The organism is Streptomyces sp. NPDC041814, assembly GCF_055590565.1.
Map to the genome: position 1 here is coordinate 204,846 of NZ_JBVJAM010000005.1, position 25,499 is coordinate 230,344.

General features: G+C 72.4%; 22 protein-coding genes. 17 read left to right on the top strand and 5 right to left on the bottom strand.

Annotated elements, in window-relative coordinates; all coding sequences use genetic code 11:
* The first annotated feature begins 12 nt into the window (after positions 1-12).
* Positions 13-1,110 (top strand): sensor histidine kinase, encoded by a 1,098-nt coding sequence (locus ACZ6C6_RS15610; RefSeq protein WP_469203340.1) that lies wholly within the window; start codon positions 13-15, stop codon positions 1,108-1,110.
* Positions 1,101-1,745 (top strand): response regulator transcription factor, encoded by a 645-nt coding sequence (locus ACZ6C6_RS15615; RefSeq protein ID WP_469203010.1) that lies wholly within the window; start codon positions 1,101-1,103, stop codon positions 1,743-1,745. The genes ACZ6C6_RS15610 and ACZ6C6_RS15615 overlap by 10 nt, the downstream gene beginning before the upstream one ends.
* 12 nt (positions 1,746-1,757) lie before the next feature.
* Here ACZ6C6_RS15615 and ACZ6C6_RS15620 read toward each other — a convergent pair whose 3' ends face one another.
* Positions 1,758-2,165, bottom strand: coding sequence for a Zn-ribbon domain-containing OB-fold protein (locus ACZ6C6_RS15620; protein WP_469203012.1), 408 nt, complete (start codon positions 2,163-2,165; stop codon positions 1,758-1,760).
* 130 nt (positions 2,166-2,295) lie between these two features.
* Entirely contained in the window at positions 2,296-3,048 is a 753-nt protein-coding gene (locus tag ACZ6C6_RS15625) for a TetR family transcriptional regulator (RefSeq protein WP_469203014.1), read from the bottom strand.
* Between the two features lie 110 nt (positions 3,049-3,158).
* Between ACZ6C6_RS15625 and ACZ6C6_RS15630 the strand changes: the two genes are divergently transcribed.
* Complete coding sequence (locus ACZ6C6_RS15630; RefSeq protein WP_469199508.1) at positions 3,159-3,944, top strand: electron transfer flavoprotein subunit beta/FixA family protein; 786 nt, start codon at positions 3,159-3,161, stop codon at positions 3,942-3,944.
* Positions 3,945-3,991: 47 nt separating this feature from the next.
* A complete protein-coding gene (locus ACZ6C6_RS15635) occupies positions 3,992-4,954 on the top strand; it encodes an electron transfer flavoprotein subunit alpha/FixB family protein (protein ID WP_469203016.1) in 963 nt (320 codons plus the stop codon).
* Between the two features lie 74 nt (positions 4,955-5,028).
* Here ACZ6C6_RS15635 and ACZ6C6_RS15640 read toward each other — a convergent pair whose 3' ends face one another.
* Both ACZ6C6_RS15640 and ACZ6C6_RS15645 read right to left on the bottom strand, forming a co-directional pair.
* Complete coding sequence (locus ACZ6C6_RS15640; RefSeq protein ID WP_469203018.1) at positions 5,029-6,177, bottom strand: macrolide family glycosyltransferase; 1,149 nt, start codon at positions 6,175-6,177, stop codon at positions 5,029-5,031.
* A 271-nt stretch (positions 6,178-6,448) separates the two neighbouring features.
* Positions 6,449-7,822, bottom strand: a complete 1,374-nt coding sequence (locus ACZ6C6_RS15645; protein ID WP_469203020.1) for a lipase family protein — start codon at positions 7,820-7,822, stop codon at positions 6,449-6,451.
* A 192-nt stretch (positions 7,823-8,014) separates the two neighbouring features.
* On the opposite strand from ACZ6C6_RS15645, the gene ACZ6C6_RS15650 reads away from it, so the two are divergent.
* From ACZ6C6_RS15650 to ACZ6C6_RS15700, 11 genes are all read left to right on the top strand, one after another.
* Positions 8,015-8,830, top strand: coding sequence for an SAM-dependent methyltransferase (locus ACZ6C6_RS15650; protein WP_469203022.1), 816 nt, complete (start codon positions 8,015-8,017; stop codon positions 8,828-8,830).
* Positions 8,831-8,942: 112 nt separating this feature from the next.
* Complete coding sequence (locus ACZ6C6_RS15655; protein ID WP_469203024.1) at positions 8,943-9,989, top strand: hypothetical protein; 1,047 nt, start codon at positions 8,943-8,945, stop codon at positions 9,987-9,989.
* A gap of 46 nt (positions 9,990-10,035) precedes the next feature.
* Complete coding sequence (locus ACZ6C6_RS15660; protein WP_469203026.1) at positions 10,036-10,479, top strand: helix-turn-helix transcriptional regulator; 444 nt, start codon at positions 10,036-10,038, stop codon at positions 10,477-10,479.
* A gap of 86 nt (positions 10,480-10,565) precedes the next feature.
* Positions 10,566-12,941, top strand: a complete 2,376-nt coding sequence (locus ACZ6C6_RS15665; protein WP_469203028.1) for an ATP-binding cassette domain-containing protein — start codon at positions 10,566-10,568, stop codon at positions 12,939-12,941.
* Between the two features lie 74 nt (positions 12,942-13,015).
* Positions 13,016-13,855 carry a hypothetical protein gene (locus ACZ6C6_RS15670; protein ID WP_469203030.1) on the top strand — a complete coding sequence of 280 codons (840 nt, stop codon included), beginning with the start codon at positions 13,016-13,018 and terminating at the stop codon, positions 13,853-13,855.
* Between the two features lie 426 nt (positions 13,856-14,281).
* Complete coding sequence (locus ACZ6C6_RS15675; RefSeq protein ID WP_469203032.1) at positions 14,282-16,651, top strand: sensor histidine kinase; 2,370 nt, start codon at positions 14,282-14,284, stop codon at positions 16,649-16,651.
* Positions 16,648-17,052, top strand: coding sequence for a roadblock/LC7 domain-containing protein (locus tag ACZ6C6_RS15680; RefSeq protein ID WP_361024805.1), 405 nt, complete (start codon positions 16,648-16,650; stop codon positions 17,050-17,052). The genes ACZ6C6_RS15675 and ACZ6C6_RS15680 overlap by 4 nt, the downstream gene beginning before the upstream one ends.
* A 101-nt stretch (positions 17,053-17,153) precedes the next feature.
* Positions 17,154-18,362, top strand: coding sequence for an ABC transporter substrate-binding protein (locus ACZ6C6_RS15685; RefSeq protein WP_469203341.1), 1,209 nt, complete (start codon positions 17,154-17,156; stop codon positions 18,360-18,362).
* 1 nt (position 18,363) lies between these two features.
* A complete protein-coding gene (locus ACZ6C6_RS15690) occupies positions 18,364-20,334 on the top strand; it encodes an ABC transporter permease (RefSeq protein WP_469203034.1) in 1,971 nt (656 codons plus the stop codon).
* On the top strand, positions 20,331-21,140 hold the full coding sequence (locus ACZ6C6_RS15695; protein WP_469203036.1) for an ABC transporter ATP-binding protein: 810 nt from the start codon (positions 20,331-20,333) through the stop codon (positions 21,138-21,140). The genes ACZ6C6_RS15690 and ACZ6C6_RS15695 overlap by 4 nt, the downstream gene beginning before the upstream one ends.
* Before the next feature lie 10 nt (positions 21,141-21,150).
* Positions 21,151-21,879, top strand: coding sequence for an ABC transporter ATP-binding protein (locus ACZ6C6_RS15700; protein WP_469203038.1), 729 nt, complete (start codon positions 21,151-21,153; stop codon positions 21,877-21,879).
* Between the two features lie 40 nt (positions 21,880-21,919).
* Here ACZ6C6_RS15700 and ACZ6C6_RS15705 read toward each other — a convergent pair whose 3' ends face one another.
* Positions 21,920-23,137: an FAD-dependent monooxygenase gene (locus tag ACZ6C6_RS15705; RefSeq protein ID WP_469203040.1), complete on the bottom strand. Its 1,218-nt coding sequence runs from the start codon at positions 23,135-23,137 to the stop codon at positions 21,920-21,922.
* Positions 23,138-23,553: 416 nt separating this feature from the next.
* On the opposite strand from ACZ6C6_RS15705, the gene ACZ6C6_RS15710 reads away from it, so the two are divergent.
* Positions 23,554-25,047 (top strand): ATP-binding protein, encoded by a 1,494-nt coding sequence (locus ACZ6C6_RS15710; RefSeq protein ID WP_469203042.1) that lies wholly within the window; start codon positions 23,554-23,556, stop codon positions 25,045-25,047.
* A 2-nt stretch (positions 25,048-25,049) separates the two neighbouring features.
* Positions 25,050-25,478 (top strand): roadblock/LC7 domain-containing protein, encoded by a 429-nt coding sequence (locus tag ACZ6C6_RS15715; RefSeq protein WP_469203043.1) that lies wholly within the window; start codon positions 25,050-25,052, stop codon positions 25,476-25,478.
* Positions 25,479-25,499: the final 21 nt, after the last annotated feature.

Consider the following 25,499-nt stretch of genomic DNA (forward strand, 5'->3'; position numbering starts at 1 on the left):
AGGGTGGCGGGGATGCTGCTCGGCTGCGCGACGGCCCTCGCCGGGCTGGTGTACTTCGCGGTGGCCGGGGTGCTCCTGGGGCCGTTCCTGCTGTGGCCCCGCACCCGGGTGGCCGCGCACCGTCTCCTGGTGGCCGGGGCCAGAAGGCCGGCGGAGGTGGAGCGGTGGCGCCGGTCCGTGTTCTTCGGCGACCGGTTCCCGGCGCACCGCGCCTCCGACCAGCAGGTCCTGCGCTATCTGGCCGGCCGCGTCTCCTCGGGGCTGCTGTGCGCGGTGGTGACCGCGCTGCTCGGGTTCGGCCTGGTGCTGGCCGGGCTCCTCGCGGCGGGCGCGGCCCGCGGCACGCTCGGCCGGGGCGAGCTGCTGACCCAGGTGGTCCTGGGCTCCGTCCTCCTCTTCCTCGACGTGCAGGGACTGTTCTCGCTCGCCGCGCTGGACGCCCGGCTCGCCCAGGAGTGCTTCGGGCCCGGGGAGCGGGAGTTGCTGAGGCTGCGCATCGGTGAACTCGCCGCCAGCCGGGCCGCCGTGGTGCGGGCGGTGGACCGGGAGCGGCGGCGCGTCGAGCGCGATCTGCACGACGGGGTCCAGCAGCGGCTCGTCGCGCTGGCGATGCTGCTGGGCCGGGCCCGCCGCACCCGGGAGGCCGACCGCGCCGACGCGCTGCTGGCGCAGGCGCACCGGGAGGCGGGCGAGGTGCTCGCCGAACTCCGCGAGGTGGCCTGGCGGGTGTATCCGACGGCGCTGGACAGCGTGGGGCTGCGGGAGGCGCTGGGCGGGGTCGCGGAACGCTGCCCGATCCCGGTCCGGGTGGCGTACGAGGTCTCCGGGGAGCTGCCGTCGCCCGTGGAGACGGCCGCGTACTTCGTGGTGTCCGAGTCCGTGAACAACGCCGCCAAGCACTCCGGCGCCGAGGGCATCGTGGTGGCCGTGGTGCGGCGCGACGGCCTGCTGACCGTGCGCGTCCGGGACGACGGGTGCGGCGGCGCGGACCCGGAGGGCGGCGGGCTGGCCGGGCTGCGCGGCCGGGTCGCCGCGATCGACGGCATGCTGGACGTCCACAGCCCCGCCGGGGGCCCCACCACCGTGACCGCGGAGCTGCCGTGCGTGTGATTCTCGCCGAGGACTCGATCCTGCTCAGGGAGGGCCTGGTCCGTCTGCTCACCGAGGAGGGCCATGAGGTCCTGGGCGCGGTGGGTGACGCGGAGTCGCTGCTGTCGCAGGTCGCGGCGCACGCGCCGGACGTCGTCGTCACCGACATCAGGATGCCGCCGACGCACAAGGACGAGGGGTTGCGCGCGGCCGTGGAGATCCGGGAGCGGCGGCCGGACGTCGGCGTGCTGGTGCTCTCCCAGTACGTGGAGCGGAACTACGCCGCCCGGCTGCTCGCCGAGAACGCGGAGCGGGTCGGCTATCTGCTCAAGGACCGGGTCGCGCAGGTGGAGGAGTTCCTGGACTCGCTGGAGCGCATCCACGCGGGCGGGGCCGTCTTCGACCCGGAGGTCGTACGGCAGCTGGTCATCCGCAGCACGCACGGTGATCCGCTGTCCCGGCTGACCCCGCGCGAGCACACCGTCCTGGAGGCGCTTGCCCAGGGCCACACCAACGCGGCCATCGCGCGGAAGCTGCACATTTCGCTGAGCGCCGTCGAGAAGAACCTCAACACCGTCTTCGACAAGCTGGGCCTCGCGCACACCACCGGCTACAACCGGCGCGTCCTCGCCGTGCTGCGCTACCTGGAAGCGTGAAGGCCGGGTTCCTCAGTACCAGCTGGACGAACCGGGCGGGTCGCAGACTTCGAGTACGACCTCGCCGGCCACGGAGGTGCGGCCGCCGACCGGGCGCACCCGGTCGCCGACGTTCACCATGTGCGGGGCCGCGCCCACGATCCGGCAGCGGTAGACGAAGCCTTGGGGGAAACGGACCAGGGACTCGTTGCGCATGATGCGCGAGTAACGGTTGACGACGCTGGAGCGGATGACCACACCGTGGCCGTCGCTGTGCGCGGATTCGAGGTCGCTCGACGCGCAGACGGGGCACAGGAGTTTGCGGAAGGAGGCGGTGTGGCACCAGCGGCACACCTGGTAGACCAGCCCTTCCTGGCTGGTGTGCGCTTCCGCCGCCTCGCGGGTCGGCCGCCCCATCACGTCGGTTCCGGTACTGAACACGTTCCGCCTCCCGCGCTCGACTCGGTGCACCGCGGCTTCGGCAACGGCACACCGGCACCGTATGGCACTTAGTTCCAGGAGTAAAGGCACTGAGTGCCGCGAACTCGCGAAGGGGGCTTCCCCGGGACCCTTACGCGGTGCCGAGCGCGGACTCGATGTGCTGCACCACGCGCCACATCGGGGCCCCCTTGCGCGCGACCATGACGATCACCTCGTCGTCGCTCACCGCGGAGGAGACGGCGGCGGGTGCGGGCCCGGGCGCGGGTGCGACGGGCCGCCCGTCCGCCCCGCCCCACACCGCGCGCACCAGTTCGAGGGCCCGGTCCACCTCGGCCCCCGCGTCCCCCTTGCCGCCCGAACGCAGCCAGGAGCGGAGCCCGTTGTTGTGCGCGGCGACGACAGAGGCGGCGATCACCTCGGCGCGCAGCGCGGCGTCGGGCCCGGCGTCCGGGTCCGAGGCCCAGCGCCGCTCCAGGTAGCCGGCGAGGGTCCGCTCGTAACGGCGCACCACGGACAGCTCGTACGTGCGAAGGCCGGGCACCTCGCGGGTGAGCCGGTAGCGCTGCACGGAGAACTCGGGCTTCTCGGCGTACATCCGCAGCACCAGCCGGGCGCCGTCGCACACCGTGGCGACCGGGTCCGCGCCGTCGGCGTCCGCCAGGAAGGCGGTCATGTCCGCGAGGCACCCCTCGTGGTCGGGGAAGACCGCGTCCTCCTTGGAGGGGAAGTAGCGGAAGAAGGACCGCCGCCCCACCCCGGCCCGGGCCACGATGTCGTCCACCGTGGTCCGCTCGAACCCGCGCTCCAGGAAGAGCGCGAAGGCCGCCTCGGCGAGCACGTCACGCATGGGGGGCTTCTTGGCCGGCCGGCGGTCTTCGGTCATGCCGGAAACGTAACACCGAAAGCAGCCCGCCGACACTGGGTACCTTTACGCAGGGTACTGAGTGCCATAGGATTCCCCGCAGGACACCACCAGGTACAGGGAGAGCCGGCGTGAGCTTGAGGATCGTTGTCTGTGTGAAGTACGTGCCCGACGCGACCGGTGACCGGCATTTCGCCGATGACCTGACGTTGGACCGTGAGGATGTCGACGGTCTGCTGTCGGAGCTGGACGAGTACGCGGTCGAGCAGGCGTTGCAGATCGCGGAGGCGGCTGATGACGCGGAGGTCACCGTGTTGACGGTGGGTCCGGAGGATGCCAAGGACGCGTTGCGCAAGGCGTTGTCGATGGGTGCGGACAAGGCGGTTCACGTCGAGGACGACGATCTGCACGGTACGGACGCGCTGGGCACGTCGTTGGTGCTGGCGAAGGCGGTCGAGGAGACCGGGTACGACCTGGTGATCTCGGGGATGGCGTCGACGGACGGGACGATGGGTGTGGTCCCGGCGCTGCTCGCGGAGCGGCTGGGTGTGCCGCAGGTGACGCTGCTTTCGCAGGTGTCCGTCGAGGGCGGTGTGGTGCGTGGGCGTCGTGACGGGGACAGTGCGTCGGAGGAGCTGGAGGCGTCGCTTCCGGCGGTGGTGTCGGTGACCGACCAGTCCGGTGAGGCCCGTTACCCGTCGTTCAAGGGGATCATGGCGGCGAAGAAGAAGCCGGTGAAGTCCCTGGACCTGGACGACCTGGGCATCGACGCGGACGAGGTGGGTCTGGCGGGTGCGTGGACCGCGGTCGACTCCGCGACGGAGCGTCCGGCCCGTACCGCGGGCACGATCGTGAAGGACGAGGGCGAGGGCGGCAAGCAGCTGGCCGAGTTCCTGGCCGGCCAGAAATTCATCTAGTCCCTTTCGGTTCTTCCTCGTTTCGCTGATGTGCAGGAGTAGGTCTGATGGCTGAAGTTCTCGTCTTTGTCGATCACGTGGACGGTGCGGTCCGCAAGCCGACGCTGGAGCTGCTGACGCTCGCGCGGCGGATCGGTGACCCGGTCGCCGTCGCGGTCGGCGCGGGTGCGTCCGGCACGGCGGGTGTACTCGCCGAGCACGGCGCGGTCAAGGTCCTGACGTCGGAGGCCGCCGAGTACGGCGACTACCTCGTCGTGCCGAAGGTGGACGCGCTCCAGGCCGCCCACGCGGCGGTCTCCCCGGCGGCGGTGCTGGTGTCGTCGTCGGCCGAGGGCAAGGAGATCGCGGCGCGCCTCGCGGTGCGGATCGGGTCGGGCATCATCACCGACGCGGTCGACGTGGAGTCCGGCGCCGAGGGTGTCGTGGCGACGCAGTCGGTGTTCGCCGCCTCGTTCACCACGAAGTCCCGGATCACGCACGGCACCCCGGTCATCACGGTGAAGCCGAACTCGGCCCCGGTCGAGCCGGTCGCCGGTGCGGGCGCGGTGGAGGAGCTGGCGGTGGAGTTCTCCGCCGCCGCGACCGGTACGAAGGTGCTGTCGCGTACGCCGCGTGAGTCGACGGGCCGCCCGGAGCTGACGGAGGCCGCGATCGTGGTCTCCGGTGGCCGTGGCGTCAACGGTGCGGAGAACTTCGCCGTCATCGAGGCCCTCGCCGACTCGCTGGGTGCCGCGGTGGGCGCGTCGCGTGCGGCGGTGGACGCCGGCTGGTACCCGCACACCAACCAGGTCGGCCAGACCGGCAAGTCCGTCTCCCCGCAGCTCTACATCGCCTCGGGCATCTCCGGCGCGATCCAGCACCGGGCCGGGATGCAGACCTCGAAGACGATCGTCGCCGTCAACAAGGACGCCGAGGCCCCGATCTTCGACCTCGTGGACTACGGCGTCGTCGGCGACCTCTTCGACGTCGTCCCCCAGCTCACCGAGGAGATCAACACCCGCAAGGGCTGATATCCCCTCAACCACGCTGCCCGGCCGGGGCGGTGAGCGCGGACTACCCGCTCACCGCCCCGGCCGGTCGCGCGTCAGCCGAGCAGTTCCTCCACCAGGTCGGCGGCCCGCCGGGTGCCGCCCTCCGCCCGGGCGTCCTCGCGCAGCCGCGCCGAACGCCGGGCCACCTCGGGGTCGCCGACGAGCGCGGTGAGCGCTTCGCGCAGGGCCTGGGGGGTGGCGTCGTCGGTGTCGATGCGGCGGGCGACGCCCAGCTCGACCAGCTTGTCGGCGTTCATGAACTGGTCGACGCCCTGCGGCACGGCGATCATCGGCACCCCGCTGTACAGCCCCTCGGAGCTGCCGCCCATCCCGGCGTGCGTGACGAAGGCGTCAGCCTGCTGGAGAATGGCCAGCTGCGGCACCCACCGGTGCACCTCGACATTGCCCGGTACGGTGCCGAGCTCCGCCAGGTCCGTCTGCTTGCCGACCTGGAGGACGACGTGCCAGCCGGGCAGGTCGCCATAGGCCGCCAGGCAATTGCGGTAGAACTCCGGGCGGTTGGTGTACGCGGAGCCCAGCGAGATCAGCAGCACCTTCTCCGCCCCGGCGGGCCGGGTCCAGGTCCGCTCCTCGCCGCGCCCGGCGAAGCACGGCCCGACGAAGGTGACGGTGTCCATGTCCACGTCGTCCGCGTGCGGCTGCATCGCGCGCGGGATCAGGGCGAGGGTGTCGTCGGGGCGGCCCACGAACGCGTCCATGTCCCGCGTGGTCGCGCCGTTCCCGGCCAGCCACTCGGTGAACCGCGCCCGGTAGGCGTCGGCCCCGGGCAGCGCCCACAGCTGGGCCGCCACGTCCTTCTCGTAACTCCGCCAGCCGACGAAGGTCGGGGAGAGCTGCATCAGGCGGCGGTTCTGGGACTCGGCCAGCACCCGGGCCGGGTACGCGCCGATGTCGTACAGATAGAGGTCGGCCGGGTCCTCGTCGTAGACGGCACGCAGCTGCGGAAGCGCCTGGACGGCGTCGTCCAGGAAGAGGCCCATGGCGGCGATCGGGTCGTCGGGCCAGACGTTGTCACCGACCGGGAGCACGGAGTCGTACGGCACGAAGGCGGCGCCGGTGGCCTCGATGCGCTCGGCCATCACCGGGTCGTTGGCGTAGGTGACGCGGTGGCCGCGGGCCACCAGTTCGCGGATGACCTCGATGCTCGGCAGCACATGGCTCACGGCGGGGATGCCGATCATGGCGATATGGGCACGGCGAGGTGACGGAGATGTCAAGGGGATCACTCGTTTCGGTTCTGCGGCGGACGTGGACACGGCAGACCGTCGCGCCGCCACCCCGGCAGGGGCCGGTCGGTGGGCGCGTGGACGCGGTGTGCCGGACGGGTCGGGGGCGGGCCCCGTCCACGTCAGCCGTAGAGCTGCACGATGTTCATGCGGCGACACTAACCGCAGTCCGGTCCGCGCGCACGGGGTTTCCCGTGGGCGCGGACCGGGCGGCGCGGGTGGCGGGTCAGGGCTGGACGGGCATCGACCAGCAGTTGGAGAGGGTGCGCTTGCCCGCCAGGCGGTCGGTCATCCAGGAGATGGCGTCGCCCTGGTCGGTGATGAGCGGGACCATGTGGTTGGTGAGGATCTTGTCACCGAGGTTGGGCAGGATGACGGCGTCGTAGGTGACGTCAGCGCCCTTGCGGCACCAGTCGACGGCGAGCTGACGCGCCTGGGCGTGCGGCACGATGTCGTCCTGGATGCCGGTCGCCACGCGCACCGGTCCGGACGGCTTGAGGGTGCCGATACGCTGCTTGTCGAGCGCGGCCTGCGCCTTGGGCTCGGCGGCGATGATCTCGCCGAGGGACTTGCCGGTGGTTGTCCACTTGGAGCTCTTCGCGAAGCCGAAGCCGAGGATCGCGTCGCCGACGCACATGGTCGAGGCGTCCTTCAGCGCGGCGCGCCCGGCGTCGTTGATGTTGGCCTCCACCACGTCCCGCAGATCCGCGTCGGCCTGGGCGAAGCCGTTGATCGACCAGGCGAGGGCCCCGGCCAGGGCGCTGCCGTCGATGCCCTTCATGGTCGCGGTCAGATCGGCGGGCGGCGCGCCGGCGTAGGTGCCGGCGAGCTGGATCTCGGGGGCGTACGAGGGCTGGAGCTCCGCGGCGGACGCGCTGGCGCCGCCGCCCTGGCTGTAGCCGTACAGGCCCGTCCGGGACGCGGCCGTGAGCGAGGTGGCGGGCAGTTGGTGCGCGGCGCGGACCGCGTCGAGCAGCGCGTGGCCCTCGTCCACCCGGTTGACGTAGGTGTGCAGGCGGTCGGTGGTGCCGAGGCCCACGTAGTCGGTGACGACGACGGCGACTCCGGCGGACAGCAGCCGGTAGACGGACAGGGTCTCGTAGCCGATCGACACGGACTCGGGGGTGACGCTCAGCGGGTGCTGGAGGGCCAGCGAGGGCGCGCACTGGTCCCCCTGGCCCATGGTGCCCGAGGCCAGCGCGACCAGCGGCCGGGCGCCGCCGCCCTTCCAGGCGGCCGAGGGCTCGATGTAGGCGCCGGTCACCGCGGCCGGCTGCCCGTTGGAGTCGGTCGTGCGGTACATGAGGCGGGTGGCGGTGCCGGGCATCGGGCGGCCGTCCAGGCCCGGCAGGCTCAGGGCGAGCGGCAGGGGCTCGGTCCGGATCAGGGCCCCGTTGGCGGCGGGCAGTTGGGCGGGCGGGTCGTAGAAGGCGGGGATGGTCACGCCCCGGGAGACGACGGGTTCGGCGCCGTCCGTGGCGGACGCGGGCGCGGCGTACGCGGCCACGCAGGCCGCGGCGGTCACGGCCACGGCCGCGGCGCGGAGGGGACGGACGCGGCGTGGGGGAAGGGTGGAACGCGAACGGTCCTTGCGGCTCAAGGCTCACTCCTCGCTCTGCTCCGAATACGGGTGAGCGCAAGCTAACAGCGACGCTTACCGGTGGTAACCCATCAGTAAGTTACGCATTGGTAACTGTCATCGGCAGCCGAACTCTCCCTGTTCGGCGGCATAGTTGCTTAGGGTGGGCCCGAGCTGATCATCCGCAGCACCTCCCGCACCCTGGAGTTGGCCATGTCCCGACCGGAGAACGACCTCACCGCCCCGCTCATCGACACCAGCAAGCCGCATCCCGCGCGGATGTACGACTGGTTCCTGGGCGGCAAGGACAACTACCCGGTCGACGAGGCCATGGGCCGTCAGATGCTGGCCGTCGAACCGAACGTCCCGGTGATGGCGAAGATCAACCGCGCCTTCATGCACCGCGCCACCCGCTGGCTGTCCTCCCAGGGCGTCCGCCAGTTCCTCGACATCGGCACCGGCATACCCACCGAGCCCAACCTGCACCAGGTGGCCCAGGCGGCCGCTCCCGACACCCGGGTCGTCTACTGCGACAACGACCCGATTGTGCTGGCGCACGCCGAAGCGCTGCTCAAGGGCACGCCCGAGGGCGTCATCGACTACGTCCAGGCCGACGCGCGGAACGTCGACACCATCCTCGAACACGCGGGCAAGACGCTGGACTTCGGCAAGCCGGTCGCGCTGTCGATGATCGCTCTGCTCCACTTCGTGAGCGACGAGGACGGTGCGTACGAGCTGGTGCGGCGGCTCACCGATGTGCTCGCGCCCGGCAGTTACATGGTCATCTCGCAGATCACCGCCGACTTCCACCCGGAGGAGGCGCGCGAGGTCGACAAGATGTACAAGGCCAACACCCTGACGCTGGCGCCGCGCACCCGCGACCAGTTCGCCTCGTTCTTCGACGGTCTTGAGATCGTGGAGCCCGGCATCGTCGCCGCCGAGGCATGGCACCCCGAGCTCGGCGAGCCGGTCCCCGGTACCGGCGAGGTCGTCACGCCCGGCTATGTCGCGGTCGGCCGCAAGCCGTAACGCGCGGGCCTCATGCGCGGCAGCCCGGTGGCCGGTCGGCTGTCACCGGGCCGTGTGATGATGCGAGGAAGGACGGACCGGCGGGCAGGCCGGAGGGGGCAGGGGGCGCAGCGTGGAGACGGGCGGGTCATCCATACCGGACGAGGAGTGGGAGCGCTTCCTCCGGGAGGCCGAGGCCGGGACCCCCGGCGCCCCCGAGGAGCCGTCCGCCCGGGCCCGGATGGTGGCGCAGCGGCTGCGCGAGGAGACCGGCCCGCCCCCGGGGTGGCGCACCCATCAGCCGCCCCGGCGGCGCGGCAGGGTCTGGTACGTGGTGGGCCTGGTGGTCGTCGTCGCGCTGCTCGTCGTGGCGCTGGTCCCGGGCCGGGCGGCCGGCTGGCTGGGCTTCCACGGCGGGGGCGGCTCCACGGCGGCCACGCCCGGTGGGCCCACGCCGGACGACCCGTTCAAGGGGTCACCGGCGGAGCACTGGGCCGCCGGGACGGCCGGGATCACGATGCCCTCGGCGCGGGCGACCGGGTGGATGAGCGAGAAGCAGGTCGCCGACGCGCTCGACAGCAGCCTGGCCTTCCTCGCCGACACCGGCCTCGATCCGGCGGTGCTGCGCGGGGAACGGCCGGTGAAGGCCATCGCGGCCCTCAACCGGAAGCAGCCCGGCATCAAGGAGTACCTGGCGAACGCCTTCGACGCCCCGACCCGGACGGACGACCCGCTGCTGCTGTTCAGCCGCTTCGACCCGTCGTACGCGCGCCTGGCCGGTGCCGTGATCAGGACGCGGGGCGAGCTCACCTACCGGGAGGGCGACGGCGGCGCGGTCGAGATCACCGCCGACGTCACCTTCGTCTACCCCGTCGTGCGGGCGTCCGGGGACAGCGACGAGGTCGCCCGGACGATCGCGCGCCGGGAGATCGTGATGAGCTGGGACGACCCGGACAAGGTGATCGGCGATCCGGGGACCTTCTCGCTGAAGTCGTACCGGCTGGACGCCGCCAACGGAGGCTGCGAGAACACCACCGGCTACTTCCGCCCCGATTTCGGCAAGGAGCCGGGGCCCTCGGACGACGCCGCGGAGGTCGACCCGTACGAGCGGGGGACGTCGATGGACGAGCGCATGAAGGACCGGGACGCCGCCGACTGCGACACGGCCACCCGCACCTGAACCCGGGGCCAGGGCGGGGTGCTCCCCCACGACGTACGCTTCCGGCGTGACGAGCAAACCCGACGCGACGCAGAACCTGCGCGACCTGGCGCGGCTGCGCCGGGTCCGCGACCGGATCGACCGCGAGTACGCCCAGCCGCTGAACGTCGAGGCGCTGGCGCGCGGCGCCCACATGTCGGCGGGCCACCTCAGCCGCGAGTTCCGGAAGGCGTACGGGGAGTCCCCGTACGGCTACCTCATGACCCGGCGCATCGAGCGCGCGATGACGCTGCTGCGCCGGGGCGGCATGAGCGTCACCGAGGTGTGCTTCGAGGTCGGCTGCTCCTCGCTCGGCACCTTCAGCACGCGCTTCACGGAGCTGGTCGGGATGCCGCCGAGCGTGTACCGGCAGGAGGCGGCGAAGGCGACCGAGGGCATACCGTCCTGCGTGGCGAAGCAGGTGACACGGCCGGTCAGGAATCGAGAAGCCCCGCTGCCGGGGAGGCCCTAACGTAGGGCCGTGAACGGGGAAGGCCGCCGGTGAGCCGGGCGGCGACGACGGGGCTGCGCGACAGCCCCGCCATCACAGGGAGACACATGAGCAGGGCCGCAGGTACGCAGCCGCACGCCGCCGACAGCCACGATCTGATCCGTGTGCACGGGGCGCGCGTGAACAATCTCAAGGACGTCAGCATCGAGATCCCCAAGCGCCGTCTGACGGTGTTCACGGGTGTCTCCGGGTCCGGCAAGAGCTCGCTGGTGTTCAACACCATCGCCGCCGAGTCGCAGCGGCTGATCAACGAGACGTACAGCGCCTTCGTCCAGGGGTTCATGCCCGCCCTGGCCCGGCCCGAGGTGGACGTCCTGGAGGGGCTGACCACGGCGATCATCGTGGACCAGCAGCGGATGGGCGGGGACACCCGCTCGACCGTGGGCACGGCGACCGACGCCAACGCCATGCTGCGCATCCTCTTCAGCCGCCTCGGGACCCCGCACATCGGCCCGCCCAGCGCGTACTCCTTCAACACCGCGTCCGTGAAGGCCAGCGGTGCGATCACCGTCGAGCGCGGCAACAAGAAGACCGTGAAGGCGACCTTCAACCGGACCGGCGGCATGTGCACCGAGTGCGAGGGCCGGGGCACCGTCTCGGACATCGACCTCACCCAGCTCTACGACGACTCCAAGTCCCTGGCCGAGGGCGCGTTCACCATCCCCGGCTGGAAGTCCGACAGCTTCTGGACCGTCCGGGTCTACGCCGAGTCCGGCTTCCTGGACCCGGACAAGCCGATCGCGAAGTTCACCAAGAAGGAGATGCAGGACTTCCTGTACCGGGAGCCGACCAAGGTCAAGGTGGAGGGCGTCAACCTCACGTACGAGGGACTGATCCCCAAGATCCAGAAGTCCTTCCTGTCCAAGGACAAGGACTCGCTCCAGCCGCACATCCGGGCCTTCGTGGAGCGCGCGGTCACCTTCACCACCTGTCCGGCCTGCGACGGCACCCGGCTCAGCGAGGGCGCCAGGTCCTCGAAGGTCGCGGGCATCAGCATCGCGGACGCCTGCGCGATGCAGACCAGCGATCTGGCCGCCTGGATCCGTGAGCTGGACGAGCCGTCGGTGGCGCCGCTGCTCACCGCGCTCGGGCAGACCCTCGACTCGTTCGTGGAGATCGGCCTCGGCTATCTGGCGCTCGACCGCCCCGCCGGGACGCTGTCCGGCGGCGAGGCGCAGCGCGTCAAGATGATCCGCCATCTCGGCTCCTCGCTGACCGACACCACGTATGTCTTCGACGAGCCGACCGCCGGGCTGCACCCGCACGACATCCAGCGGATGAACAATCTGCTGCTGCGCCTGCGCGACAAGGGCAACACCGTTCTGGTGGTGGAGCACAAGCCGGAGACGATCGCGGTCGCCGACCACGTCGTGGACCTCGGCCCCGGCGCCGGTACGGCGGGCGGCACCGTCTGCTTCGAGGGCACCGTCGACGGGCTGCGCGCCTCGGACACCGTCACCGGGCGCCACTTCGACGACCGGTCCACCCTCAAGGCGGAGACCCGCGAGCCCACCGGCGCACTGGAGGTGCGGGGCGCGTCCGCGAACAACCTGCGCGGCGTCGACGTGGACATCCCGCTCGGCGTGCTCACCGTCGTCACGGGCGTCGCCGGGTCCGGGAAGAGCTCGCTGATCCACGGCTCGGTGGCCGGACGGGACGGCGTGGTCACCGTCGACCAGAGCGCGATCCGCGGTTCGCGACGCAGCAACCCCGCCACGTACACCGGGCTGCTCGACCCGGTCCGCAAGGCGTTCGCCAAGGCCAACGACGTGAAGCCGGGGCTGTTCAGCGCCAACTCCGAGGGGGCGTGCCCGACGTGCAACGGCGCGGGCGTCGTCTTCACGGACCTGGCGATGATGGCGGGTGTCGCCACGGTCTGCGAGGAGTGCGAGGGCAAGCGGTTCCAGGCCTCGGTGCTCGAATACCACCTGGGCGGGCGGGACATCAGCGAGGTGCTGGCGATGTCGGTCGCCGAGGCCGAGGAGTTCTTCGGCTCCGGTGACGCGCGCACGCCGGCCGCGCACCGCGTCCTGGAACGGCTGGTGGACGTCGGGCTCGGCTACCTGAGCCTCGGCCAGCCGCTGACCACGCTCTCCGGCGGTGAGCGGCAGCGGCTGAAGCTCGCCACGCACATGGGCGAGAAGGGCGGGGTGTACGTGCTGGACGAGCCGACCACCGGACTGCACCTCGCCGACGTGGAGCAGTTGCTGGGGCTGCTCGACCGGCTGGTGGACTCGGGCAAGTCGGTCGTCGTCATCGAGCACCACCAGGCCGTGATGGCGCATGCCGACTGGATCATCGACCTGGGCCCCGGCGCCGGCCACGACGGCGGCACGCTGGTCTTCGAGGGCACTCCCGCCGATCTGGTGGCCGCCCGCTCCACCCTCACGGGCGAGCACCTGGCGCAGTACGTGGGCGCCTGAGCGACCCCCCGCGCCCGCCCGGCCCCGGTGGCCGGGCGGGCGTCTCTTCGTGGGCGCTGCCTAGGATGCGGGGCATGACCGACCGTGTGCTCGAACTGTTGCGCAGCCGTCCCGACCTGGCGGAACTCGCCGCGTTCCCCTTCGACTTCGATGTGGAGCGGGCCCAGCACGTCGAGGCGGTTCACCTGGCGTCCGGGATGGAGCTGGAGCCGGTCGCGGGGGATGACACCGGGGGCACGTACTTCCTGTGCGGCGGTACGGCGGTGCTGTACGCCTCCTCCGAGGGCGATGCGGTCCTGATCGCCGACAGCGTCTCCGAGGCGCTGGAGATGCTGGTGCGGCTGCCCGGCTGGTGCGAGGGGCTGACCGCGGAGCTGGACGAGGAGGGGCTGCGGGCCGCAGTGCGTGCCGGGGACGCGGAGGCGCGCGAGGAGTTCGCACCCGAACTGGACTCCCAGCGGGCCGCTTTGATCGACGGCCTGGGACTCCCGGAGCGGCCCCTCACCGAGCTCTTCGCCCTGATGGAGTCCGCCGCGCGGCGCACCGAGCCGGACTACCTGCTCCTCAACTCCGCGGAGCTGTGCGCCTACCGGCTGGACGAGGCCTACCGGATGTGCCTGCGGGACGTGGTGCGCGGCGAGGAGGGGACGGAGCCGGACGCGTTCGCCCTGGTCGAGCTGGCGTGCCGGCAGGGGCTCCGGTCGCACGCCAGGGTGGCGCTGATCCGGATGCTGGACGACACGGGGCCGGACGCGGAGCGGCTGCGGGCGCTGAGCCGGGCGCTGGAGGAGCTGGGCGAGTACGGGCAGGCGGCCCGCGCCCAGCGCAACCTGCTCGCGCTCCAGGACACGGACCGGGACCGTGCGGCGGAGGCGTCCGTGCTGGCGCGGCTGGAGACGGCGCTGAAGGAGTGATCAGGTCAAGGCGGCGTGCCGTGAAGGTCATGTGCCTTTTCAGGATGGCCTGTTCACTGCGTCGCGGGTGCGGCAACGTATCGTCGCCTTCGCTAATCGCACGCGACTTCTCCCGACTTCGCGCACCTGTGTGGAGGACCTCAGGCTGCGCACACCAGGGCCAATCAGGCTCCCGGGAGCTACACTTGACCGAATCCGACCACATTCGCGCACCTAACTGAACGCAAATTTTCGACGCTGCACGCATCCGGCGTTGTGCACTAGGCATAGGATCAAGCCGCGCAACGCGAGCCCCACCCACCCCACCCGTCCCATTCGTAACTGTGCGCACGACGTACGAGCGTCCCTACCGACACCCCACAACCCGTTAACAGGTATCTGCGTGTCACCGATACTCAAGCCCGGTTCCGGCGACGGAGCCGCGCAGTGAAAATCAATCGCCGCCTCGTCCTGCTGGTCACCGCTCCCCTCACCGTCGCGGTCGCGTTCTCGGCCCTGGCCCTGGCACCCGCCACCAACCAGGCGCTCCAGGCGAACCGGCTGGCCGACATGGTCGACGTCGCCGCCGGCGCAGCCGATTTAACTCACCAGTTGCAGCGTGAGCGCGCCGCCGCCACCGCGCTGGTCTCCGATCAGGGGGACTCGTCCGCCTTCCAGGCGAGTTCCGACGCGACCGACAAGAGCATCGCCACCTTCAAGAACCGCGCCGGCGGACTCTCCGAGGTGCCCGGAAGCGCCCAGGAGTCACTGGCCCGCATCGACCGCTTCATCGATGAACTCCCCGCCCTGCGCGCCCAGGTGCGCTCGGGCAGCACCACCATCTCCGCGCTCGCCTTCGGCTACCGGATCGTGATCGCCGACCTCAACGGCTACCGAGACGGCATCGCGCAGGCCGACGGTGTCGACGCCGACATCGCCGACCGCATCCGCGCGGCCGCGGCGTTCTCCGAGGCCGCCGAACACACCGCGCAGCAGCAGATCACCGTCATGAGGGCGCAGGCCGCGGGGGGATTCACCGCGGCGTCCCAGCGCACCTTCGACGCGAGCCGGCTCGGCTACACCGAGTCGACGGGCGTGATGTTCAGCCTCGGGCCGAGCGAGTGGCGGACCTGGCTGGAGCGGACCCTCTCCGGACCGCGGGCCCTGGAGTCCCGCAAGCTGGAGGACCGGATCGCCCGGACGGACACCAGCAAGCCGATCGGCGTCACTCCCAAGGCGTGGCAGAAGGCGTCCGACGACCGGCAGACCCTGCTGCACCAGGTGGAGGCGCGGATCGACGAGTCCGTCGCCGCCACTGTCGACGCCGAGCGCACCAGGCTGCTGTGGACCGCCGGCGGCGAGGTCGCCCTCGTACTGCTGACCCTCGTCGGTGTCGTCCTCGTCGCCGTCCGCCTCGGCCGGGTCATGATCCGCCGCCTGCGCGACCTGCGCAACGCCGCGCACGAGGTGGCCCACACGCGGCTGCCCGCCGTCATGAGCGAGCTGTCCCAGCCCGGCGCGCTGAGCGGGGCCACGCCCGAGCAGGTCGCCGAACGCACCGGCAACCCCGTCGAGACCACGAGCGGGGACGAGATCGGTGAGGTCGGTGAGGCGTTCAACGCCGTCCACCACGAGGCCGTGCGCCTCGCTGCCGAACAGGCCCGGGTGCACGAGCAGTTCGCCGAGACCCTGGTCCGGGTCGCCCGCCGCGGCGCCCAGCTGACCAGCGTCATGGTGTCCGAGCTGGACACCGTGCAGCGCGACGAGGCGGACCCGGAGCGCATGAAGACGCTCTTCGCCCTCGACCACCTCGCCATCCGCATGGAGCGCAACACCAACAACCTGCTGGTGCTGGGCGGTTACGGCAACGCCCGGGTGCGCTCCGCCGACATCGGCTGCTCCACCGTCATCGTGGCGGCGGCCCAGCAGATCGAGCGCTTCGACCGGGTGTCCCTCGGCGCGATCGAGGCGGGCATCGGCATCGCCGCCCGCGCCGTGCACGACGTCGCGCACATCCTGGCGGAACTCCTCGACAACGCCACCCGCTTCTCCCCGCCGGACGCCCAGGTCGGGGTCGCCGTCTGGCGGCTCTGGGACCGGGCCGTCGTCCAGATCGTGGACGAGGGCGTGGGCATCTCGGCGGACCGCCGCGCCGTGCTCAACGCCGGGCTGCGCGAGCCGAAGGCGGGCATCGGGGACGTGCGGTCCATGGGCCTGCACGTGGTGGCGCGCCTCGCCGCCCGGCACGGCATCGTTGTCGAGCTGCGCGACTCCTCGGGCCCCGGCACCATCGCCGAGGTCACCCTCCCCAAGGACGTGCTGGCCGAGGTGTCCGAGGAACCGGCCCTGCCCACGGAGAACGGCTTCGAGTCGCCCCGTACGGTCGTCACCCGCCAGAAGAAGGACCACGTACGCGGACGGGCCGGCCGGCCGGTCGGCGCGGGCGTCGGTGCCCGCGCGGGCGCTCCGGCGGCCCCGGGCACGCGCGAGGAGCACGAGGTCCCGTCCCGTACGGACGTCGCCGACGCGCCCGCCCCGCACCCCGTGCACGACGAGCCGGCCTCGCGCATCGCGGGCGTCAGCGCCTCCGGCCTGCCGGTCCGCAAGCGCACCGCACCCCAGCAGTGGCCCGCACGGGAGAAGCGGGCCGGCACCGAGCAGCGGTCCGGCGCCGGTGCGTCGCGGCCGACCCCCCGACGCCGGGACTCCCGGCAGGTATCCGACGTCCTGGCGGCCTACGCCCAGGGCATCAGCCGGAGCACGAACCCCCGCGGGCGTCCCGCCAACAATGACGACACCGAACGGACCAAGAAATGACCTCACCCACCGACCTGAGCTGGATCCTGAGCGACTTCGCCGGACGCATCCCGGAGGTCACCCAGGCGATAGCCGTGTCCGTGGACGGACTCGCGCTCGCGTACACCGGCGTGGAGCGCGACGACGCCGACCGGCTGGCCGCCATCGCCTCCGGCGTCGTGAACCTGCTGTCCGCGGCCGCTCAGCTCACCGACACCGACCCGGTGGAGCACAGCCTCACCGCGATGGAGGGCGGCTACATGTTCTCCATGGCCGTCTCCAGTGGCGCCTCGCTCCTGGTCATGACCACCAGGGACGCGGACATCGGCGAGGTCAGCTACATGATGTCCGAGCTGATCAACCAGGTCGGTGACTCGCTGTCCCCCCAGGTCCGTTCCCCGCACACCTCCCCCACGCACTGACCCGGCCGTTCCCCCACCCACGGTCGTACCGACCCGTCCGCGGAGCCGACTCCGCGGTCGGGTCATACCGTTGCCCAACCACTCCCCCGATGAGAGCACCCATGTTCTTCGACATACCCCGCCGCACCCGCCACCGCAGATTCGTCCGGCCCGTCGGTGCCGCCGCCCTCGCCCTCGGCCTGGCCGCCGTCACCGGTTGCAGCAGCGACAGCGGCTCCGGCGACGAGACCGTCAAGGTCGGCCTGGTCGCGTCGCTCTCCGGCACGTACAAGCCGGTCGGCACCGATCTGCGCAACGGCTTCGAGCTGTACCTGAAGACGCACGACAACAAGCTGGGCGGGCGCAAGGTCGAGCTCATCGTCGCCGACGAGGGCGACGGCCCGCCGACCGCCGTCCCGGCCGCCACCAAGCTGGTCAAGAAGGACAAGGTCGACGTGCTGACCGGCCTGGTCAGCGGTGGCTCGGTCAACGCGGTGCTGCCGCTGGTCGGCCAGGCGAAGATCCCCTTCCTCGGCTCCAACGCCCGTCCCGAGGTCAAGGACCCCGAGTACGTGTGGACGACGAGCTTCATGTCCGACGAGCCGGGCAAGGCCATCGCCCCGTACGTCAAGGAGAAGGTGGACGGCCCGGTCTACGCGATCGGCCCGGACTACCAGGGCGGTTACGACGAACTGCGCGGCTTCACCGACGAGTTCAAGCGCGTCGGCGGCAAGCTCGCCAACCCGGACGGCAAGACCAAGTGGACGCCGTTCCCGAAGACGACCAACTTCATGCCGTACTTCGCGGAGATCGCCAAGACCGACGCCAAGGCGGTCTACTGCTTCTACGCCGGCAAGGCCGCGATCGACTTCGCCAAGCAGTACGCGCAGTCCGACGTCGCCGACCTGCCGCTGTACACCGCCTTCGTCACCGAGGGCAGCGTGCTCCAGGCCGAGGGCCAGGCCGCCAAGGACATCTACTCCGTCCTCAACTACGCGCCCGACCTCGACAACGCGGCCAACCGCAAGTTCGCCTCCGACTGGACCGCCGAGCACGACACCCAGCCGACCACCTACGCCATGTCGTCCTACGACGCGGCCGCCGTGCTCGACAAGGCGATCGCGGACGCCGCGAAGAAGGGCGACGTGACGCCCGAGACGATCAACAAGGCCATCGCGAGCCTGGGCCAGATCGACAGCCCGCGCGGCAGTTGGGAGTTCAGCAAGAAGGCGCACGCGCCGGTCCAGACGTGGTACCTGCGGCAGGTGCGCCCGGACGGCAACCAGCTGTCCAACGTCATGGTCCAGGACCTGGCGACGCTCGGCGGCTGACATGGATCTGCTCGATGCCCACCTCGTGCCGGCGGTCGACGGCGTGGCCTACGGGCTGCTGCTGTTCGTGGTCGCCGCCGGCCTGAGTCTCGCGTTCGGCACGGCCGGCGTACTGAACCTCTCGCACGGCATGCTGTACGCGATCGGCGCCTACACCGGCGCCGAGCTGAGCGACGGAACGTGGGGCGGCCTCGCCCTCGGGCTCGCGGCCGGAACGGCGGCCGCGGCCCTCGCCGGGGCGGGGCTCTCCGCCGCCACGGTTCCACTCGCCCGGCGTGGGCATCTGGCGCAGGCCCTGCTGACGTTCGGGATCGCCCTCGTCGGCGGGGACCTGCTGATCCAGTTCTTCGGGGCCGACGAACTGCCGGTGCGCGTCCCCGGCGCGCTCGACTCATCGGTCCACCTGCTGGGCCACCGCTACCCCGCCTACCGGCTCTGCTTCATCGCCATGGCCGTCGTCCTCGCGGCCTTCGGTACGTGGGTGCTCACCCGGACCCGGGTGGGCGCGGCGGTACGCGCGTCGGCGGACGACCCCCAGATGCTCGCCGCCACCGGCCACAACCCCCGCGCCGTGCACACCGGGGTGCTCGCCGCGGCGGGCGCCCTGGCCGGTGCGGCGGGTGTGCTCGGGGCGCCGATCATCGGGCCCGGGCCCGGCACCTCCGAGAACGTGCTGATGCTGTCCCTCGTGGTCGTCGTCCTCGGCGGGCTGCGCTCGCTGTGGGCGACGTTCGCCGCGGCGGTCGCCGTCGGCGAGGTCCAGACCCTGGGCGTCTCGGTGCTCCCGGACCTGGCGCCGTACCTGCTGTTCGCCGCGATGGCGGCGGTGCTGGTGTTCCGGTCCCGCTTCACGGAGCCGGAGGCGCACGAGGAGCGGGGCCCGTCCTCCGACCCGGTGTCCCGGCTGCGCGGGCTCCTCGCCGCGCGGTGGGAGAACCGGCCGCGCAAGGCCGCGGCGCCCGCTCCGGCGGCCCCGGGGCGGCTCGGCGCCTGGCTGCACTCGGCCGGGTGGCGGCAGGCCGTGCCGCTGCTCGTCCTGCTCGCCGTCCTCTTCGCGCTCCCGGGAATGCTCGACTCGTACAGCATCTCGCTCGCCGGGTCGGCGCTGGCGCTCGGGCTGCTGGCGGTCAGCGTCACCGTCCTGACCGGGTACGCCGGTCTGCCCACGCTCGGGCAGACCGCGCCGTTCGCCGTCGGCGCGTACGCCACCGCCAACCTGGCCGACGCCGGGTGGACGGTGGGCCCGGTCCAGATCGTCCTGTCGGCGCTCGCGGCCGCCGTGTTCTCGGCGGTGACCGGGCCCGCGGTCATCCGCGCCCGGGGCACGACCGTGCTGATGATCACCCTCGCGGTGGGCGAGCTGACGAGTGCGGTGATCAACCAGGTCAAGTCCGTCACGGGCGGAGCCGACGGGCTGGTCGGCTTCCCGGCCACCCGGGCGCTGTGGGGCGGCGAGGGCATGACCGAGGAGCGCGAGCTGTACGTGTACGCGGCGGTCGTCGCCGTCGTCGCCGTCGCGCTCACCCTGCTGGTGCTGCGTTCCCCGGCCGGCAAGCTGCTGACCGGGACCCGGGGCGCCGAGGCGCGGATGCGCGCGTCCGGGCACCCCGTGGGGCGCTATCTCCTGGTGGCCCACATCTGCGCGGGCGCGCTGGCCGGGGTGGGCGGCTCCCTGATGGTCACCGTGCAGCAGTACCTCTCCCCCGCCGACGTCGGCTTCGAGATCGCCGCGTTCGCACTCCTCGCGGTCGTCATCGGCGGGTCGACATCGGTCATCGGCGCCCTGCTCGGCGCCGGGCTGATCGTGTTCACCCGGGACTGGGTCGCCGGCTCCTGGCCCGGCCACGGACCGCTGCTGCTCGGGGCGCTGTTCATCGCCGCCGTGTATCTGCTGCCGCGGGGGCTGGCCGGCCTGCGCACCGCCGTCCGCCGCCCCGTGCCCGCCGTCTCCTCCGGGAAGGACGCCCCATGACGCCCGCAACCGACGCCGGGCAGCCGGTCCCCGTGCTCGCCCTCGACCACCTCACCCGCCGCTACGGCAGCCTCACCGCCGTCGACGAGGTGTCCCTGCGGCTGGCCCCGGGCGCCCGGCACGCCGTCATCGGCCCCAACGGCGCCGGGAAGACGACCCTGCTCAACCTCATCGCCGGCACCGACCGGCCCGACCGGGGCACGATCGCGCTGAACGGTACGGACGTCACCCGGGCGTCCACCGCGAAGCGCAGCCGCCTGGGCATCGCCCGGAGCTTCCAGCAGCCGTCCGTCATCGGCGAGCTGTCGGTGCTGGACAACATCGTGCTGGCCGGCTGGACGCACCACCCGAAGCGCCGGGGCGCCTGGCGCAGCCCGTCCCGCTACCGGCTGCACACCGAGTCGGCGGGGCGGCACCTGGAGACCGTCGGCCTCGCGCACCTGGCGCACCGGCCGGCCTCGGAGCTCTCGCACGGGCAGCGCCGCATGCTGGACCTGGCCGCGGCCCTGGCGGGCGATCCGCGCCTGCTGCTCCTGGACGAGCCGGCCGCCGGGCTGACCGACGGCGACATCGGCCGGCTGCTCGCCATCCTCGGGGCGCTGCCCGCGAGCGTGGCGGTCGTGCTGGTCGAGCACCACGTCGAGGTCGTCGCCCAGGTCGCCACGTCGGTGACCGTGCTGGCGGCCGGCCGGGTGCTGGTGACCGGGCCGACCGGGGAGGCGCTCGCCCACCCGGAGGTCCGCGACGCCTACCAGAACACGGCGCCGGTGAAGCATCTCGCCGGCAGCCCCGAAGCGAGAGGATGACCGACCCCCGATGCTCGAAATCACGGGCCTGACCGCGGGCTACCACGGCGGCACGGTCCTCCACGGCCTCGACCTGTCCGTGCCCGCCGGCACGGTGCACGCCGTCGTCGGCCACAACGGCGCGGGCAAGACGACGCTCGTCCACACCGTCGCCGGTCTGATGCGCCCGGACGCGGGCACCGTCCGGCTGGACGGCCGGGACCTGACGGGGCAGCCGGCGCACCGGATCGCCCGCGCCGGGATCGGCCTCGTGCCGCAGGGCCGCCGGGTCTTCGCGAACCTCAGCGTCGCCGAGCATCTGCGCCTTTCGCACCGCCCGCCGCGCCGGGGCGATGCCTCGCGGCCGAGCGTGTGGACGCCGGAGCGGGTCCTCGAACTGCTGCCGAGGCTGGGTGAGCGCCGGGGGAACCGGGGCACGGACCTGTCGGGCGGGGAGCAGCAGATGCTGGCCCTGGCCCGGGCGCTGCTCGGTTCGCCGAGCGTGCTGCTGCTGGACGAGCCGACGGAGGGCCTGGCGCCGGCTCTGGTGCGTCAGGTGCACGACCTGGTGACGACGCTGGCCGAGGAGGGCATCGCCGTGCTCCTGGTGTCGCCGAGTCCGGCGACGGCGGCCGGGTGCGCGGACACGCTCACGGTCCTGACGTCGGGGCGGGTGGCGCTGCGGCTGGACGGGGCGGACGCCCGTAAGGACCCGACGGCCCTGCACGCGGCGCTGGAGCTCGCGCCCACGGGGTCCTGACAAGCGCGAGGGGGCGGCGGCGCCCCCTCGCGCTCGGGGGCTACTTGACCTTCAGGCTGTGGCCGCCGAAGCCGCTGCTGCGGTCGGAGCCGCTGTTCTGGTCCTGCCACCAGGCGTCGAACCCGGGCTGCTGCATGGCCGCCCAGTCCGGGGTGTTCTCGACCTGGGTGCTGCCCATGCGGCGCGCGAGGGCGACCATCGCGGAGCCGACCGGGCCGCGTGCGGCGTCGTAGCGCTCCAGCACGTCCTTCCAGCTGTCCCCGGCGTTCCAGGCCGCCTCCAGCGCGGTGGCGTCCTGGAGCGCCTTCACGCTTCCGGCGCCGACGTGCGGGCGGGAGACGCTGGCGGCGTCGCCGACGAGCACCATGCGGCCCGCGGTGTAGTGCGGGACGACCAAGTCGTAGATGGGCTGGATGAACGTGGTCCCGGCGGGCGTACCGAGCACCTTGTCGGCCCAGAACGGCGGGAAGTGCTCCGCGACCAGGGCGCGCAGCCAGTCCGTCAGCTCGGAGTTGAGGCGGCCGGGCGGGAGCGAGGTGGGGGTGCGCAGGTCCGGGTGGAGGCCGTCCGTCTGCGGGGGCGTGGTGTAGAGCACCCAGTTGAGGCGGTGGCCGCCGGTGCCGTCCGGGATGCGGTAGATCATGCAGTGGCCGCCGGGGAAGACGATGTTGTGGGCGTCGAGCCCGTCCGAGGGCAGCCCTTCGACGTCCTCCGACGCGCCGCGCCAGCCGATGTAGCCGGCGTACTCCGGGCTGATGCCGGGGAACATGGCCTCGCGGACCACGGAGCGGTAGCCGTCGGCGCCGATGACGAGGTCGAACCGCTCCTCGTGGCCGTCGGCGAGCCGCAGCGTCACCCCGTCGTCGCCCGGCTCCACGGCGGTGACGACGGCGCCGGAGCGGTAGTCGACGCCCTCGGGCACCCGGCTGCGCAGCTCGCTCCACAGCGAACCCCAGTTGTAGGCGCGGAACGGGAACGGCTGCTGCCCGAAGCCTCGGCCGTGCGGGGCGTCTCCGTCCCGCACGCTCCACACCCGCCGGGTCAGCGGCGCCCACGGCATCTCGGGGGCTACGTATCCGGCCTCTCTCAGCTCCTCGTAGCGGTCGCTCTGGAGGGCGATTCCGACGCCCCGGTCCCGGAGTTCGGCGTCGGCGCGCTCGAAGACGGTGACCCGGTCCGCTCCGGCGCGCGACGCGGCCAGGGCCGCGGCACACCCCGCTATGCTCCCGCCGACCACGGCAATGCTGCCTCCACGCATGACTGGCTCTCCACTCACTTGATGTCCCGGCCGTCCGCCCGGCCGCTCTCCCGCCGGGGCGCAGGCGCGGAAGTACGCTTGCGTTTGCGCTGGTTGGCCCGCGCCTTCACGGTCGGGGCCCGCACCGAATCCTAGCGACGGGCGTGCGGCGCAAGGACGGCCAGGTGGTTCCACTTTTCGGCCACCGATACATCGTCAACAGTCGTCTTGTGTGCGCCTCTTGGTCATTTCTGATTAGTGTTCTGTCATGTCCCCCTCGCCGGTCACCTGCTCAGCTTCCCGCCCGGCGGCCGGCTTCGGCACCGGCCGCGACGCGCTCCGAAGACGCCTCGTCGCTCCCGGCCGCAGCTGAACGCGCGGGCCCCGGCGCCCGCGCGGTCGGCGGAACCGTCCCCCATGATTCCCGCGAGGACCCCATGACCGAACCGATATTGATCCTGCTCGCGCTGGCGGCGGGAGCCTGCGCCTCGCTGTGGTTCCTGCGCCGAGCCCGCGCCGAGAAGCGGCGGGCCGACGAACTCCGGCAGCAGCGCGAGCAGTTGGCCCAGCAGATCCGGGCCGCAGAGCAATTCGTGGCGCATATCGCTCAGAACGTCATCCAGGCGGCCGCCTCCGAGGCGCAGACCGGCCGTCCCTACCAACTGGATTCGGCCATCCCGCCCCAGCTGGCCCACACCCAGCTCGCGAACGGGCTGACCGCTCTGGCGAGCCAGGTGCGCTCCGCGATCACCACGACGGGCCGCCTCGCGCAGAACGCCGCCGAGGAACAGCTCACCCAGGTGTGGGCCGAGACGGAGCGTCAGGTCGCCCAGGCCCGGCAGGAGTCGGTGGACACGGCGCGGGCGGCGGTACGCGCGTTCGCGTCGAGCACCGTGCACCGCGCGGCGAAGCTGAGCAGCACGATCAGCGCCGGGGTGCGGCGCCATGTGTCGGACGACGCGTACGCGACGCTGGTCGAGATGGACCACCTGGCGCAGCAGATGCTGCTCACCGCGTCCGGCTACGGCGTCCTGGCCGGTGACAAGCTGTCGCGGCGCTGGCCCGCCACCACGCTGACCGATGTGGTCCGCACCGCCATGGGCCGTGTGGAGGGCTACCAGCGCGTCCAGCACACGGACCTGGAGTCCTTCGCGGTGCGCAGCCGGTCCGTGGAGGCGGTCGTCCACACCCTGGCGGTGCTTCTGGACAACGCCCTGCGCTACTCACCGCCCAACGCCCTGGTGCACGTCTCCCTGGAGCACGGCGCGAACGCGGCGTTCCTCGTCGTGGACGACGCCGGTCTCCGGATGGAGGACGAGCGGCTGACCTGGGCCCGCGAGGTGATGTCCGGCGAGCAGCGGGACGACATCACACGGCTGGGCGCCTATCCGCAGACGGGTCTGCGGGTGGCCTCGGTCCTGGCCCACCAGTACGGCTTCCGCGTCGAGCTGACCGCGCCGAACCTGTACGGCGGCACCCGCGCGATCATCGTGCTGCCGCAGGAGCTGCTGACCACGCCCGGACCGTCCCGGCCGGTGTCCGCGCAGTCGCTGCCCACGGCCCGGAAGGCCACCGTCCCCGCGGCCCACCGGCCGTCCCCGCTCCCGGAGGCCCCGCCCATGACCGGGTCCGCGCCCGAGCCCGCCGCAGCCGCCCCCGCCCCGGCCGCACCCGCGCCCGCCGCGGCCGCCGCCCCGGCGCCCGCCCCCGTGTCCCCGCCCGCCGCGGAGCCCCCGGCCGGACCGGCGTCGGCGACCACGGCGAGCGGGCTCACCGTCCGCCGGCGCGGGGCGCGGCCGGCCGCCGGGGCGCGGCCCGGGCCGGAACCGGAGGTCGAGCCGGGCAGGCCCGCGGTGGCGGCGGCCTGGATGGCGGGCAGCCGCCGCAGCCGGGACAACCAGAACACCCCTCGTACGGACGAAGGACGTTGATCATGTCGGACACGCACGCGAACACCCTGGGCTGGCTGCTGGACGAGCAGCTCGGATCGGTGGAGGGCGTCCGGTACGCCGTGCTGATGAGCGGCGACGGACTGCTGAAGGCGCGGACGCGCACCATCAGCCAGGAGGACGGCGAGAAGCTGGCCGCCCTGACCGCGTCGCTGCGCGCGTCGGGCCGTGCCTGGGACGAGTTCACCGGCGGGCAGGGCGTGCGTCAGCAGCTGATCGAGTCCGTGTCGACCATCGGGCTGACCACCGCGGCCGGGCACCACACGATGCTGTCCGTCGTCACCACGGGCCCGCACGCCGACGTCGGCCTGATCAGCCACCACATGGCCCTGCTGGTCGTCCGCCTGGGCGAGCAGCTGGGCACCAGGGAGCGCACCCCGCTGCTCCAGCCGGACGGCGGCCCCGCCGCATGAGCGGCCCACGGCACGACCCGG

Coding starts and splice junctions, on each gene's coding strand:
- ACZ6C6_RS15650 (WP_469203022.1), top strand. CDS start 8,015: ATGTCCCGACCGGAGAACGACCTCACCGCCCCGCTCATCGACACCAGC.
- ACZ6C6_RS15710 (WP_469203042.1), top strand. CDS start 23,554: ATGACCGAACCGATATTGATCCTGCTCGCGCTGGCGGCGGGAGCCTGC.
- ACZ6C6_RS15670 (WP_469203030.1), top strand. CDS start 13,016: ATGACCGACCGTGTGCTCGAACTGTTGCGCAGCCGTCCCGACCTGGCG.
- ACZ6C6_RS15700 (WP_469203038.1), top strand. CDS start 21,151: ATGCTCGAAATCACGGGCCTGACCGCGGGCTACCACGGCGGCACGGTC.
- ACZ6C6_RS15695 (WP_469203036.1), top strand. CDS start 20,331: ATGACGCCCGCAACCGACGCCGGGCAGCCGGTCCCCGTGCTCGCCCTC.
- ACZ6C6_RS15685 (WP_469203341.1), top strand. CDS start 17,154: ATGTTCTTCGACATACCCCGCCGCACCCGCCACCGCAGATTCGTCCGG.
- ACZ6C6_RS15680 (WP_361024805.1), top strand. CDS start 16,648: ATGACCTCACCCACCGACCTGAGCTGGATCCTGAGCGACTTCGCCGGA.
- ACZ6C6_RS15690 (WP_469203034.1), top strand. CDS start 18,364: ATGGATCTGCTCGATGCCCACCTCGTGCCGGCGGTCGACGGCGTGGCC.
- ACZ6C6_RS15715 (WP_469203043.1), top strand. CDS start 25,050: ATGTCGGACACGCACGCGAACACCCTGGGCTGGCTGCTGGACGAGCAG.
- ACZ6C6_RS15705 (WP_469203040.1), bottom strand. CDS start 23,137: ATGCGTGGAGGCAGCATTGCCGTGGTCGGCGGGAGCATAGCGGGGTGT.
- ACZ6C6_RS15665 (WP_469203028.1), top strand. CDS start 10,566: ATGAGCAGGGCCGCAGGTACGCAGCCGCACGCCGCCGACAGCCACGAT.
- ACZ6C6_RS15625 (WP_469203014.1), bottom strand. CDS start 3,048: ATGACCGAAGACCGCCGGCCGGCCAAGAAGCCCCCCATGCGTGACGTG.
- ACZ6C6_RS15640 (WP_469203018.1), bottom strand. CDS start 6,177: ATGATCGGCATCCCCGCCGTGAGCCATGTGCTGCCGAGCATCGAGGTC.
- ACZ6C6_RS15635 (WP_469203016.1), top strand. CDS start 3,992: ATGGCTGAAGTTCTCGTCTTTGTCGATCACGTGGACGGTGCGGTCCGC.
- ACZ6C6_RS15610 (WP_469203340.1), top strand. CDS start 13: ATGCTGCTCGGCTGCGCGACGGCCCTCGCCGGGCTGGTGTACTTCGCG.